The 14532-nt window shown below is 65.6% G+C and carries 10 protein-coding genes; 8 read left to right on the top strand and 2 right to left on the bottom strand.

What is annotated here, in order from left to right; all coding sequences use genetic code 11:
- Window positions 1–45: 45 nt before the first annotated feature.
- From AB7008_RS35725 to AB7008_RS35700, 6 genes are all read left to right on the top strand, one after another.
- Window positions 46–480 (top strand): hypothetical protein, encoded by a 435-nt coding sequence (locus tag AB7008_RS35725; protein WP_248883468.1) that lies wholly within the window; start codon window positions 46–48, stop codon window positions 478–480.
- The gene (locus AB7008_RS35720; protein WP_304490827.1) at window positions 473–1705 is read left to right on the top strand and encodes an HlyD family secretion protein; all 1233 of its coding nucleotides are present in this window, start codon (window positions 473–475) and stop codon (window positions 1703–1705) included. Before AB7008_RS35725 ends, AB7008_RS35720 begins: the two co-directional genes overlap by 8 nt.
- A gap of 137 nt (window positions 1706–1842) precedes the next feature.
- Window positions 1843–3732: a sensor histidine kinase gene (locus tag AB7008_RS35715; RefSeq protein WP_304490826.1), complete on the top strand. Its 1890-nt coding sequence runs from the start codon at window positions 1843–1845 to the stop codon at window positions 3730–3732.
- A 136-nt stretch (window positions 3733–3868) separates the two neighbouring features.
- On the top strand, window positions 3869–5587 hold the full coding sequence (locus AB7008_RS35710) for a DUF3300 domain-containing protein (RefSeq protein WP_028156789.1): 1719 nt from the start codon (window positions 3869–3871) through the stop codon (window positions 5585–5587).
- Window positions 5584–6498, top strand: a complete 915-nt coding sequence (locus AB7008_RS35705; RefSeq protein ID WP_304490825.1) for a DUF2950 domain-containing protein — start codon at window positions 5584–5586, stop codon at window positions 6496–6498. Before AB7008_RS35710 ends, AB7008_RS35705 begins: the two co-directional genes overlap by 4 nt.
- Entirely contained in the window at window positions 6482–6946 is a 465-nt protein-coding gene (locus AB7008_RS35700) for a hypothetical protein (protein WP_304490824.1), read from the top strand. Before AB7008_RS35705 ends, AB7008_RS35700 begins: the two co-directional genes overlap by 17 nt.
- Window positions 6947–6952: 6 nt before the next feature.
- Here AB7008_RS35700 and AB7008_RS35695 read toward each other — a convergent pair whose 3' ends face one another.
- Window positions 6953–7309: a RidA family protein gene (locus AB7008_RS35695; protein WP_028156786.1), complete on the bottom strand. Its 357-nt coding sequence runs from the start codon at window positions 7307–7309 to the stop codon at window positions 6953–6955.
- Between the two features lie 304 nt (window positions 7310–7613).
- Here AB7008_RS35695 and AB7008_RS35690 point away from each other — a divergent pair, with 304 nt between their 5' ends.
- Window positions 7614–9935, top strand: a complete 2322-nt coding sequence (locus tag AB7008_RS35690; RefSeq protein WP_304494732.1) for a molybdopterin guanine dinucleotide-containing S/N-oxide reductase — start codon at window positions 7614–7616, stop codon at window positions 9933–9935.
- 387 nt (window positions 9936–10322) lie between these two features.
- On the opposite strand, the gene AB7008_RS35685 is transcribed toward AB7008_RS35690, so the two are convergent.
- On the bottom strand, window positions 10323–11300 hold the full coding sequence (locus tag AB7008_RS35685; protein WP_304490822.1) for a helix-turn-helix domain-containing protein: 978 nt from the start codon (window positions 11298–11300) through the stop codon (window positions 10323–10325).
- 348 nt (window positions 11301–11648) lie between these two features.
- Between AB7008_RS35685 and AB7008_RS35680 the strand changes: the two genes are divergently transcribed.
- Window positions 11649–14531, top strand: a complete 2883-nt coding sequence (locus AB7008_RS35680; protein ID WP_304490821.1) for an ATP-binding protein — start codon at window positions 11649–11651, stop codon at window positions 14529–14531.
- Window position 14532: the final 1 nt, after the last annotated feature.

Below are 14532 nucleotides of genomic sequence, written 5' to 3'. Positions count from 1 at the left end.
AACGCGCCTGACGAGGAGAGAACGTTGAGCGATCAGCTTCATCCGATGGCCCCGCATCATCTGCCGTTCTATCTCGCGCCAGGGAGCGGGACCGACCCGCTGATGGTGGTGATGGGAATTTTCCTGATCGGCACCGTGCTCTGGGTCGGAACTCTGTATTGGAAGCTGCACAGCCTGCCTGAGCGAATGGCGCACAAGTCGCAGAAGCTGCAATTCGAATTCGTAGCCGTGCTCGGCCTGATCTCGCTCTTCACGCACATGCACATCTTCTGGATCGCGGGCCTGCTGCTGGCCATGATCGACATTCCCGACTTCGGCGGTCCGCTGCGCAGCATCGCCGATTCCGTGGAGAAGATCGCGGATGCGACGCCCGAAGACAGCGACGCGGCTACGCAGGCCAGCCCGCGACCGACAGGTGGTGACACGCCGCCTCCAGAAAAGACGGGGCCCGCGAAGGAGAAGGAGCACAGCCATGTTTGAGCTGATGTTCTGCTCGCTGCTGACGATTCTGCCCGACTATCTCTACCGCCGCTACGTGCAGGGCAAGCGCTTTGGCAAGGAGATCACCTTCTTCTCCGTCTGGTACGAGCTGCGCTGGGGCATTACCGGCTGCCTGATGCTGACGGTGTCGCTGATCACCATGATCTTCTATTTCCATCCGTCGACATCCAGCGCGACGCTTTATTTCCGCACCGTGCCGATCCTGCCCGAAGGCTCGGGGCGCGTGGCCGAGGTCAAGTTCGGATTCAGCGCGCCGGTGAAGAAGGGCGACGTGCTGTTCACGCTCGACGCCTCGAAGCAGCAGGCCGCGTTTGAGACCGCCAGGCGCAAGATTGCCGAAGTCGATGCCGCCATGCAGACGGCGCAAGCTGACGTGGTCAAGGCCGAGGCGCAGATCGGCGAAGCGAAGGCGAATTACCAGCAGGCCAAGGACGAACTCGACGTCAAGACCGAGCTGCAGCGCCGCAATCCCGGCATCGTGCCGCAGCGCGATATCGAAAAGCTCCAGGTGCTGGTCGACCAGCGCCAGTCCGGCATCGATGCCGCGACGGCCGCGCGGCAGTCGGCGGCCTTGCAGGTCTCGACCTCGCTTCCAGCGCAGAAGGCGAGTGCCGAGGCGGCGCTTGATCAGGCGCAGGTCGATCTCGACAAGACACAGGTCCGCGCCGGCGTCGACGGACGCGTCGAGCAGTTCCTCGTCCGCCCCGGCGACGTCGTCAACCAGTTGATGCGGCCGGCGGGTATCCTGATTCCGACGGAGGCCGGCCGAACGATCCTTCAGGCCGGCTTCGGTCAGATCGAGGCCCAGGTGATGAAGACCGGCATGGTGGCGGAGGCGACCTGCATCTCGAAGCCGTGGGTCATCATCCCGATGGTGATCACGACGGTGCAGGACTACATCGCCGCCGGCCAATTCCGCTCCGGCGAGCAGTTACTGGAAGCACAGAACGCCGTTCGGCCCGGCACGATCCTGGTGTTCCTGGAGCCGCTCTACAAAGGCGGCCTCGAGGGCGTGACGCCGGGCTCGAGCTGCATCGTCAACGCCTACACCAGCAATCACGAGGAGATTTCCGCCAAGGACACGCCGACCAGCCGAAAGATCGCGCTGCACGTCGTCGACGGCGTTGGCTTGGTCCATGCCTTGCTGCTGCGCATCCAGGCGTTGCTGCTGCCGATCCAGACGCTGGTGCTGAGCGGGCACTGACGTGCCAGGTCGGTTCGTTCCTCCCCGTCCTGCGTGCAGCTTGACTGCGTCCTCGGCACTGTCGAAGCAGCCCATTTGTCGCTAGAATTGTGGTCCGGAGGCGCCGGAGAGCGGTCGAGGCGAAGGGGAACGGGCGCATGACCATGGCGTCGGTCAAGCAGTGGCTGGTTGCGAACGCGCTGTTGGGCCTCTGCTTGTTGCTCGCCGCGTGCATGCTGTCCGGGCCGGCGCGAGCCGCTGAGCCCGTCTCGGCTGCGCGCAGCGAGCCAAAGCGCGTGCTGATCCTGCACTCCTTCGGCCGCGAGTTTCGCCCCTGGAGTGAATACGCGCGGAGCATCAAGGTCGAGCTCGAGCGGCAATCGCCCTGGCCGCTCGACGTCCAGGAACACGCGCTGCTCAGCGCGCGCTTCAACAATGCGGGCCCCGAAGCGCCCTTCGTCGAATATCTCGGTTCGCTCTACCATGGCCAGCCGCCCGACATTGTGCTGAGCATCGGCGCACCCGCGGCGCGGTTCGTGCAGAGATACCGTGCGAAACTCTTTCCGGAAGCGCCGGCGGTGCTGACCGTGGTCGAACAACGGCTGGTGAACCGCCTGGATCTCACCGACAATGACGTGGTCGTGTCCGTCCGCAATGATTTCGTGGCGGCGTTCGAGAACATTCTCAAGGTCTTGCCCGATATCAAAACGGTTGCCGTTGTGATCGGCGCCTCGCCCCTCGAGAAATTCTGGATTGAGGAGGTGAAGCAGGAGTTGAAACCGCTGGAAGGCCGGCTCGACCTCGTCTGGTACTCCGACCTCCCGTTTGAGGAGATCCTGAAGCGCGCATCGGCGCTTCCACCGCACACGGCGCTGTTCTGGGGGTTGATGTCGGTTGATGCTGCCGGCATTGTCCACGAGGGCGATATCGCCCTGCACAGGCTGCATGCTGTCGCGAACGCGCCGATCTTCTCGTATCAGGAGCCTTTCTTCGGCGACGCCAGCGTCGGCGGGCCCATGCACTCCGTCGCCGAAACCAGTTCGAAGACCGTCAGTGCCGCGATCCGGATCCTCGGCGGCGAGAAGCCGGCCCGCATCAAATACGAGCCGATCGGATTCGGGTCGCCGAAATACGATTGGCGGGAGATGCAGCGCTGGGGGATCGCCGAGAGCAGTCTGCCGCCGGGCAGCGAAATCCTGTTTCGTGAGCCGACCCTCTGGGATCGCCATCGCTGGCAGATGCTGCTGATCGCGGCCGTGATTTTGATACAGGCCGGTTTCATCAGCGGGCTTCTGCACGAGCGACATCGCCGTCAATTGGCCGAGATCGAGTCGCGACAGCGCCTGGCGGAACTCGCCCACGCCAATCGGTACTCGGCCGTCGGCGAGTTGACGACGTCGATTGCCCACGAGCTCAACCAGCCGCTCGGCTCCATTCTGACCAATGCCGAGACGGCGGAGCTCATGCTCAAGGCCACTGCACCCGACATCAACGAGATCCGCCAGATTCTGGCCGACATCAGGCGCGACGATCAGCGGGCGTCCGAGGTCATCCGCAGGCTTCGCAGCGTCCTGAAGAAGAGGCCGTTTGAAATCAGGGACACCGAACTGAACGACACGGTACGGGAAGCAATTGGCCTGGTGACAGCCGTCGCCGACGGGCGCCGGATCACGCTGGCTTACGCGCCGGCCGCTGCGGAGCTGAACGTCAAGGGCGACCCCGTGCAGCTGCAGCAGGTCGTTCTCAACCTGATCATCAATGCGTTGGATGCGGTCTCCGACGCGGACATGAAGAAGCGCGAAGTCAGCGTATCGACCGCGCGCGCCGGCGGCCACGCCGAGATCAGGATCGCCGATACCGGTTCGGGCATTGCGGTCGGCGACCTCGCGAAGATCTTCAATCCATTCTTCACGACCAAGCCTCAGGGCATGGGTATGGGGCTCGCAATCGTCAAGACCATCGTCGAGGCCCATCACGGCACCATAGCCGCCGAGAACCAGCCGTCGGGCGGCGCGCTGTTCACGATCAGGCTCCCGATCATCCATTAGCACCGACGTCTTGCGATCCGGCAGCGCGGCTCTCGCGCCGCAACAAGGCGGCGAAGCAGGCCTTCGTTGATCTTGATCAATAAACGGCCATGCCGCGGCCCGATCTTGGTGGCCGGAAAGTTCGATGGAGGATGGCATGTTTCGCTGCGGCAAGATTCTGATGGCGCTTGCGTTGATGCTGACGATGCCGATCACCGCAACCGCGCAGACAGCTGACAAGCCGGCGGCGCCAAGCACGCAGGCACAGCCCGCAAGTCCGCCTCCGCCGAGCGCCGAACTCCTGAAGCCCGAGCAGCTCGAGGCGCTGGTGGCGCCGATCGCGCTCTATCCCGACGAGTTGCTGGCCAATGTGCTGGCGGCGTCGACCTATCCGCTGGAAGTCGTGCAGGCCGATCGCTGGCTGAAGGAGCGCAAGACGCTGAAGGGCGATGCGCTCAAGGCCGAGGTCGACAAGCAGGCCTGGGACGACAGCGTCAAGGCGCTGGCGAGCACCCCCGATGTTCTTTCGATGATGAGCGACAAGCTCGAATGGACCCAGAAGCTCGGCGATGCCTTTCTCGCCCAGCAGCCCGACGTGATGGACGCGATCCAGCGCCTGCGCAACAAGGCCTATGACAACAAGAAGCTGGTCACCACCAAACAGCAGAAGGTCAGCGTTCAGAGTCAGGAAGGCAGGCAGGTGGTCGTCATCCAGCAGGCCGATCCCGCCGAGATGTACGTGCCCTATTACGATCCGGCGACGGTCTACGGCGCCTGGCCCTACGCGGAGTACCCGCCCTATTATTGGGGCTATCCGTCCTATATCGGCGCTGGCGTGGTTGCTGCCGGCATTGCCTTTGGCACGGCCTGGGCGATCGGGCGCTGGGGCAATTACTGGGGCGGCGGCTGCAACTGGGGCAACCGCAACGTCTACGTCAATCATCGCACCACCAACATCGCCAACGGCTGGCAGCACAATCCCGCCCATCGCGGCGGCGTGCGCTACAACAACATCAACGTCCAGCAGCGCTTCGGCAACAACAACATCAGGGCCGGCGCGTCCGACCGGATGGATTTCCGCGGCCGTGACGGCAACCAGGTGCTGCGTCCGGGCCAGGGTGCGGGAGATCGGGCGGGAGATCGCGCCGGCGACCGTGCCGGTGATCGTGGCGGTCCGGGTGACCGTGCAGGAGATCGTGCCGGTGATCGCGGTGATCGTGCCGGCAATCGCGGCGACCGGCCCGGCGGCGGCGATCGCGCTGGCGCGGGAGATCGTGCCAAGGGTGGTGGAGATCGCGCCAAGAATGCAGGCAAGAATGCAGGTAAGGGCGGCGGCGATCGTGCAAAGGCTGCCAACCGTGCCGGCGGCGGCGCTGCTGCTAATCGTGGCGGTGGCGGCAATCGCGGCGGTGCGATGAACGTCTCGTCCGGCCGTGCGGCGGCCGCAGCATCTGCGCGCGGACGCTCCAGCATGGCGAGCATGCCGCGCGGTGGTGGCGGCGGAGGCTTTGCCGGGCGCGGCGGCGGTGGCGGAATGGCCATGCATGGTGGTGGCGGCGGCTTCCGTGGTGGAGGCGGAGGAGGCCGCGGCGGTGGCGGCGGTGGCCGGCGCTCCGACATCGCGCTGAAGCATGACATCGTCCTACTCGGCCATCTCTCTAACGGCCTCGGCTATTATCGCTTCAGCTACATCGGCAGCGACAAGGCCTATGTCGGCGTGATGGCGCAGGAAGTCGAGCGGGTGATGCCTGACGCTGTGACGCGCGGCAGCGATGGTTATCTGCGCGTGTATTATGAAAAGCTTGGCCTGACATTCCGCACCTACCGCGATTGGCTCGCCGACGGCGCGAAGATTCCTGCGGAGGCGGCGCCATGATCGGCCTGAAATCGCTTCATCGTACCGTCTTACCGGGCATCATGGCGCTCGTGCTCATGGGCACGGCAAGCCAGGCACAGCAGTCCTACCCGACACCGGAGGAGGCGGCATCTGCGCTCGCTGCCGCGGCCAAGAGCGGTCCGCGCGATATCCTGAAAGTGCTCGGCAGGGCGGCGGACGACATCGTCTCATCCGGCGACGAGGTCGCCGATGCCGACATTCGCGCGCGTTTCGTCTCGATGTACGACGCCAAGCACGCGATCAAGGCAGAGGCCAACAAGAAGGCGACACTGCTGCTTGGCCCCGATGACTTCCCGTTCCCGATTCCGCTGGTCAACACCAAGGCGGGTTGGGAATTCGACACCGACGAGGGGCGGATCGAGGTGCTTCGCCGCCGCATCGGCCGCAATGAGCTCGACGCGATCCAGACCGCGCTTGCTTATGTCGACGCCCAGAACGAATATGCCGACAAGGATCGCGGCCAAGGCGCAGGCGTCTATGCGCAGCGCTTCCTCTCCACCCCCGGGAAGAAGGACGGCTTGTTCTGGCGCGATGACAACGATCCAAGTCCGCTCGGCGCGCTGGTCGCGGAGGCTTCGGCCGAAGGCTACAAGCCGGGCGAAGGGCCGGCGCCCTACCACGGCTATTACTTCCGCATCCTGAAGGGCCAGGGGCCTGACGCACCCGGCGGCGTGCTCAACTACGTGGTCAAGGACAAGATGATCGGCGGCTTCGCGCTGATCGCCTGGCCCGCCGAATACGGCAATTCCGGCGTGATGACGTTCGTGGTCAATCATGCGGGCACCGTCTACGAGAAGGATCTCGGCACGCGGACCGATTTCGTCGCGCCGCGCATGACGCTGTTCGATCCCGACCAGACCTGGAAGAAGGCCGATGCCGGAAAACCGTAGGCTGGAATGGATGCGGCGCGCGATCGCAATCGGCCTTGCGGCGCTCGCGCTCCTCCTGCTCGCGATGCCGGCCGCGCCGTCGTTCGCGCAAGCGAGCGGCCATGTCCAGGTGAGGTTCCTCAAGGCTGGCCTGCTGGTCGGAGGCGGCACCGGCAGTGGTGTGCTGAACTACCGCGGTCGGAACTATCCCTTCAAGGTCTCCGGCTTGAGCGTCGGCATCACGGCCGGCGCGACCGTCGGCAGATTTGATGGCCGGGCATCAGGCATCCGCGAGGTCGGCGACTTCGTCGGCACCTACAGCTCCGTCGGCGGCGGCTTCGCCCTCGTCGGTGGCGTCAACGGCGTCCACATGCGCAACGAAAAGGGCGTGACGATCGTATTGCAAGGCCCGAAGGCCGGAGTTGAACTCGCCTCCAACATCAGCGCGATCACGATCGCCTGGAAGTGAGCGCCTCTAGCCTGGGTACCGGGCCGCGATGGCCGTCATCTCGAGTTTGACGCCTGGACCGAGATCGGCCACGCCGATCGCAGCGCGCGCCGGCAGGTGAGCTTCCGCAAAGTGCGCCTTCCAGGCCGCATTGAACTCCGCCTTCTCCTTCAGGTTGGTCATGAAGATGGTCACCTGCAAGACGTTGGCGAGATCGGAGCCGAGCGTCTTCAACAGGCGCGCCAGCTGCCCGAGGACGTCGTTGGCCTGGCCCGACATATCGAGGCTGGTGTCCTCGGGGACGATCCCGCCGATGTAGAGCACGCCATTATGCTCGACCACTTCGTGGAGGAGTCCTTCGTAGGGCAAGACGCGCTGGATCATGATGAGACCGATACTGCTGTGGGGATGAGCGGCATATCGCACATTTCCATGTCGATGTCGTTTGAAGAGATTTCGCGACCGGGGCGTCTCGAAGGTCATTCGCCAAAGCATTGAAAATAAATAATAAATTGTCTTTAGAATCGCCGATCGTCGTGCGGTCGGACGGTCACCAAGCTGTACTTGCGCGCGGGAGCCCGGCGTTTCCGACGGCCTTGATCCCGACGACATCGGGATGCGGATCGGTATACTGCCACCGGAATCGACGCGGCAGCGGCTGGGCCCGTGCCGGAACAAGGATCAGGCGATGGACGATACGATTGGCTTTCCCGACCCCGGTCTCGACCTGTCTGACGGCTTCAAGCCCCACACCTCGCATTGGGGCGTGTTTTCCGCGCGTCAAAGCGAAGCCGGACTCGAGGTCAGGGCCTATGCGGGCGACCCCGATCCGAACGGCATCATCGGCAATTTCCCCGGCGCGCTGCGGCATCAGGCGCGCATCGCCCAGCCGGCGATCCGTCGTGGCTGGCTCGAGCGCGGACCTGGCCCGGACGATCGCCGCGGCCGCGATGAGTTCGTCTCCGTCAGTTGGGAGAAGGCGCTCGATCTGCTCGGCGACGAGCTCGGCCGCATCCGCGACACGCGCGGCCCCGGCGCCGTGTTCGGCGGCTCCTACGGCTGGTCGAGCGCGGGCCGCTTCCATCATGCCCAGAGCCAGGTGCATCGCTTCCTCAACATCGCGGTGGGCGGCTATGTGCGCTCGGTGAACACCTATTCCTCGGGCGCGTCCTCGGTGCTGCTGCCGCAGATCCTCGCGGGCTACGAGGACATCACCAAGCGCAACGTCACCTGGGAGCAGATTGCCGAGAACACCGACATCGTGCTGGCGTTCGGCGGCATGGCGCTGAAGAACTCCATGGTGGCCGGCGGCTCGATCAGCAAGCATGTCGAGCGCGGCGCCATGGAAGCCGCACGCCGGCGCGGCTGCGCGTTCATCCTGGTCAGCCCGCTGCGCGACGATCTTCCCGTCGAGGCCGGCGCCGAATGGATGACGTGCCTGCCCGGCACCGACACCGCCCTGATGCTCGGCATCGTCCACACGCTTGTGAGCGAGGGTTTGCACGACCAGGCCTTCCTCGATCGCTACACCGAAGGCTGGCCCGTGTTCCTGCGCTATCTCACTGGCGAGAGCGACGGGCAGGCCAAGCATGCCGAATGGGCCGCCGCGATTTGCGGCGTCGATGCGGAGGCGATCCGCGAGCTCGCTCGCCGCGCCGCCGGAAAGCGTGCGCTGATCACCGTTTCGCATTCGCTCCAGCGCGCCGAGCATGGCGAGCAGCCGGTGTGGATGGGCATGGTGCTCGCAGCGGCGCTCGGCCAGATCGGCCTGCCGGGCGGCGGCTATGCTTATTCGCTCGGCGCGATCGGCTATTACGGCCGCCGCCTCAACGACGTGCCGGGACCGACGCTGGGGCAGGGCCGCAACGGCGTGCGCGATTTCATTCCGGTCGCGCGCATCGCCGACATGTTGCTCAATCCCGGCACGACCTATCGCTACAATGGCGAGACGCGTACCTATCCGGACATCCGCCTCGTCTACTGGGCCGGCGGCAATCCCTTCCATCACCATCAGGACATCAACCGCTTGCGCAAGGCTTTTGCGCAGCTCGATACGTTCGTCGTGCACGAGCTCGCCTGGACTGCGACGGCGCGGCACGCGGACATCGTGCTGCCCTCGACCATGACGCTGGAGCGCGAGGACATCGGCTATTCGACCAACGATCCCCTGATGGTCGCGATGCACCAGATCGCCGAGCCCTTTGGCCTAGCGCGTGACGATTACGACATCTTTGCCGATCTCGCCGAGCGCCTGGGTGCGCGCGAACCTTTCACCGAAGGGCGCACGTCGCGGCAGTGGCTCGAACATCTGTACGAGCCGACTCGCGCCTCGCTTCAAGCGCGTGGCCTCGAGGCGCCTGATTTCGACGAATTCTGGCGGCGCGGCAGCCTGGTGGTGCCGCAACAGCCCGACGACGGCGGCCGGCTCCGCAGTTTTCGCGACGATCCGGCCAATCATCCGCTGCCTACGCCGAGCGGGCGCATCGAGATCCATTCAGCCAAGATCGCTGCGCACGGCGATGCCGATTGCCCCGGCCATCCGGTCTGGCTGGAGAAGACCGACATGCCGAAACCCGGTGCGCCGTGCTTCCTCGTCGCCAATCAGCCGGTGACGCGCCTGCACAGCCAGCTCGATTTTGGCGGCCATTCGCTCGGCGCGAAGCATCGCGGCCGCGAGGTCGCGCGCATGAATCCACGCGATGCCGATGCACGCGGTATCAGGGATGGCGACATCATCCGCCTGTTCAACGAGCGCGGCGCGTGTCTTGCCGCCGTCCACGTCACCGACGGCATCGCGGCCGGCGTCGTGCAGCTGCCGACCGGCGCCTGGTACGATCCGATGGACCCCGAGGACGACGCGCCGCTCTGCGTTCACGGCAACCCCAACGTGCTCACGCGCGACATCGGTACCTCGTCCTTCGCGCAGGGCTGCACCGGCCAGCTCACGACGGTCGAGGTGGAGAAGTTCACGGGCAATCTGCCGCCGATCCGGGCGTTCGATCCGGTGTAGGCGCGTCGTCGGGACTGCTGCGGCCGTAGTGCGAAGGCGCCAGATTACACTGCGCTCCATCCGGTCTACGCGAAATGCGCTCGCAACGACGACGTGGAGGGAGTGTGAGTCATGCTCCGCTCTCGCGCTCGTGCCGTAGCGCGTCCAGGACACGCAGAAAGAAAAGGGGCCGTCCTGTGTGGGCGCAGGGACGGCCCCCAGTGGCTCGCAGGCCCGGGAGGAAAAGGGCTCGAGCCGGCGTGAGTGGCGGGGTACTCACGCCAAAGAAAATCGCAAACCGGTCGAAGTGCAGATGGCGTGGTGCCAAGTGCCTTGATCCCAAGTCGCCTGATTCCAACTCCCTTGATTCCAGATCCCTCGATCCCAATTCACCTGCCGGCGCACGAACTACGCCGCTGCGCCAACCATCCAGTCCATGTCCGCGGCAGGGCGCCGCCGCGGAAGCGCCTCCGTAGCAGGCAGCACAGCCCTGCTGGCCAGACGCCAGCGTGCCGGTGACTCGCCGCTGATGCGCTTGAACACGGTCGAAAAATGCGCCTGCGTACTGAAGCCGACGGCAAGCGCGATCTCCGCAAGCGGCCGCTCGGTCGTCGTGAGCAAGCTCTTCGCATGCCCGACCCGATGATTGAGCAGATATTCGCGTGGACGGTAGCCGGTCGCGGCGCGGAACTGCGCCGCGAAATGCATCCTCGAGAGGCCTGCGACATTGGCGAGCTCGGACAGGCTGATACAGCGATCAAAGTGGTCGGCGATATATTGCTCGACGCGCCGCAGCCGCCATTTGGGCAAGGCATTGACTTTTGAGCGTGGCAGCTCGAGCCGGGTCAGATGCATCGCGAGGGTCTCGCCGATGCAGCGTGCGAACTGCTGGTCCGCGGTATCGCCATGCTCGGTCAGTGCCTTGGCGAGCTCGGCGGCGAGCGGGTCGCGCAGCAGGACGAGGTCGTTGAGGCCCTCGGTCGCCGGCCGCGCCGCCGAAAAATGATCGGTGGAGATATGGAAGTGCAGGAAGGCGCAGGGCGACTGGAATTGCACGCCGAGAAGCTTCGATGGCGCACTGACGTACAGCGTGCCCGCGGGCATGGTGCCGTCGAAGATGATCTGCCGGTCCCGCGTCAGCTTGACCCGGGCGGTCTTCAGCGCGATGGCGACGAAATAGCGGTCCGCCGGCGTCGTCGCTTCGTGCGACGAGATGGCCCGAGAGTCTTCCCATCGCGAAATCGTGATGTCCGCGTCCAGGCCGCGGTCGACCTTGCGCCATCCGCTTTCCTGCGCGATTGCTCGCATCCCGTGCGAAGCGTCGCGATCACACCGGCTGGCGGGAAATTCGATCCAGGCATGCGCTGCTTGCAAGTCATTGAACATCGCTCGTCCTCTCCTGGCCTCGTCGCCGCTTGCAGCGATCGGCCAACTCTCAGTGCTTTCCACGATCAGAGGATAGACGTGAGCCAGGCAAGAAGCCCGTTAGTGATGATTAGGAGGTGTTAGATTTTGTGCGAGCGCATGAAGTGTGACAGCCCGCCGCAGGACGTTTGATTTTGCACAGGTTTTCAATTATTTGCGCAGATCGGTGCGGTGTGAGGACATTGCAGAACATCGCGCGGCGATCGATGTGCCGGTATGAGGCCGGCGCGGCGCCTCGCTGGACCGCGCATCGACGGCGGGTATAGTCGCCGCGCATTTGAACGAAATGGCCGTCAAGATGAGTCAGAAGTGACCGAACCCCCGGCAGGACATGGCTCACCCGGCAATGGCGCCGGGGCGAGCCTTGATTTCAACGCAGTAGTCTCGTTCGGACCGTTTTCGCTGCGGTCGCGGTTGCTCGAGAGGGACGGAGCGCCGGTCAAGCTCGGCAGCCGGGCGATGGACATTCTGCGCCTGCTCCTCAGCCGTGCCGGCGAAGTGGTGCCGAAGAGCGAGATCCTGAGCTACGCGTGGTCCGGCCTCGCGGTCGAGGAGATCAGCCTGCGCGTCCATGTCGCGGAGCTGCGCAAGGTGCTTGGCGACGGCAAGGACGGGGCCCGCTACATCACCAACGTCCCGAGCCGCGGCTATTGCTTCGTCGCGCCTGTGCAACGTGGCGAACGCAACGTGGCGCCCGTGCCCGTATTGCGTGCGCCCGAACGAGCGGCGGCGCCGGCGGCCTTGCCACATCGGCTGGACCGGATGATCGGTCGGGACGACGTGCTGCCCGAGTTGTCGGCGCGTCTGCTGAGCGACCGCTTCGTCACGCTGCGAGGACCGGGCGGTATCGGCAAGACCACGGTCGCGACCGCACTCGCGCATGACATGTGGCAGGCATTCGAGGGCCACGTTCATTTCCTCGAATTCAGCCCACTGAAGGACGCCACGCTGGTCGCTAGCACGGTTGCCGCCGCTCTGGGCCTCGTCGTGCATCACGATGATCCCTCAGGCAGCATCGTCAATTTTCTGCGCGGACGGCGGCTGCTTCTCATCCTCGACAGCTGCGAGCACGTCATCGACGAGGTCGCGCGCCTCGCGGAAAATATCTATCGCGAGGCACCGGGCATCGCCATTCTCGCCACCAGCCGCGAGTCGCTGCTGGTGGAAGGCGAGCAGATCTTCGAGCTCGTTCCGCTGGCCGGCCCGCCGCAAGGGGCGCGCCTCAGCGCCGGCGAAGTGCTGGATTATCCGGCCGCGCAGCTGTTCATCGATCGTGCCGCGGCCGCAGGCCATCGCGGCGATATCACGGACGAGGATGCCGAGGTTCTGGCCGAGATCTGCGGCAAGCTTGACGGTATCGCGCTCGCGATCGAGCTCGCCGCCGTGCGCGTCGGCGTCTACGGATTGCGGGAGATGGCCGCGCTGCTCGACTCCAGGCTCAAGCTCGAATGGCGCGGACGGCGAACGGCGCCGCCACGGCAGCAGACGCTCGGCGCGACGCTCGACTGGAGTTTTGGCCTGATCGGCGAGAGCGAACGCACAGTGCTTCAGCGACTCGCCATCTTCGCCGGCCCCTTCACGCTCAAGGGGGCGATCGCAGTCGCCGCGGATGAGGGCGCCGCGGCCGATCGCGTCGTCGATGCGCTGGAGCAGCTCGTGGCCAAGTCGCTGGTGTCGGCGCAGCCCGATGGCGCATCGCGGCGCTATCGCCTGCTGGATGCCACGCGCGCCTATGCCATGCAGAAGCTGGTCGACGCAGGCGAAGCGGCGGCCATCGCGCGCCGTCACACGGCCTATGTTCAGCGCACGCTCGAAGCCGGCATGGCGGAGCAGGGCGGCGACCCGGCTTCGCGCCTGCAGGCGCGCGCGAGCCTGCTCGCAGATGCCCGTGCGGCGTTGGAATGGAGTTTTGCCAACCACGACGGTGCCGCCTTGCGCGTGCCGCTCGCCGGCAGCGCCGCGAGGCTGTTCGTCGAGCTGAACCTGCTGAACGAGGCGCGCATCTGGTCGGGCCGCGCGCTCGCGATGCTCGATGATGCCAACCAGGGCGGTAGATGGGAACTCGAGCTGCAGTCGACGCTCGGCCACGCCTTCATGTTCACGGAGCGCAACAGCGAGCAGGCCGAGGCCGCACTCCGGCGCGGGCTGGAGATCGCGGAAGCGCTCGACGATCACGCCAATGCATTCAGGCTGCTGTCGCGGCTGAACATGTTCTATCGCCGCACCGGCGACTACAGGCATCTCGTGCCGACCGCACTCCAGGCCGAGCGCATCGCCCGCCAGATCGGCGATACCGCGGGGATCGCAGGCAGCAAGGCGCTTCTCGGCGTGTCCTATCATCTCGCCGGCGACCAGGCCGAGGCGCAAGCCCATCTCGACGAAGGCGTGCGTGACGACGCCGCGCTGCGCGGGACGGAGCCCGGGCATTTCGCCTATTCGCGCACGCCGCAGATTCCGCTCGCGCGCGTGCTGTGGCTGCGCGGCTTTCCCGACCGCGCGCTCGATTGCGTTCGCCCGCTCGTCGGCGCCGCCGCGCCGCGCGACGTGGTGATGCATTGCATCGCGCTGTGCTGGTCATCCTCGGTTTTCGGCTGGGTCGGCGACTGGGCCGCCGTCGAGACGATGACGGGACGCCTCGCGACCCATGCGAATTTGCACGGGCTCGCGCCGTACGAAGCCGTCGCGACCGGCTTTCGCGCGCAGACCATGATCGCCCGCGGCGAACTGGCCGGCGGTGTCGATCTGCTGCGGAGCGCGCTGCCGCGCCTGCATGCGGATCGCTACGAGCTCTACGCATCCGCGTTCGCCGCCGACCTGTCGCAAGGACTGGCGGCGTTGGGACGGTTGACGGACGCGCTGCAAATCCTGCACGAGACGATCGCCCGTGTCGAGCAGGGCGGCGGAGGTTTTGACATGCCCGAGCTCCTGCGCCGGCGCGGCGACCTCGAGGCGCGGACCGGTGACCTTGGTGCAGCCGAGGCGAGCTTTGCCGCATCGCTCGCGCTGGCCGAGCAGCAGGGCGCGCTGTCCTGGCGATTGCGGACGGAGATGTCGCTCGCGGCGCTTCGGCTTCAGCAGGGCATCAAGAATCCGCACGACGATCTCGCCGCAACCTATGCGCGGTTCTCGGAAGGATTCGAGACGGCGGATTTGAAGGCAGCGCGGCTCGTGCTGGACGAGGCATCGGCCTGAC

The sequence above is a fragment of the Bradyrhizobium sp. 521_C7_N1_3 genome, assembly GCF_052075975.1.
GTDB lineage: Bacteria > Pseudomonadota > Alphaproteobacteria > Rhizobiales > Xanthobacteraceae > Bradyrhizobium > Bradyrhizobium japonicum.
This window is presented reverse-complemented; position numbering and strand designations above follow the sequence as displayed.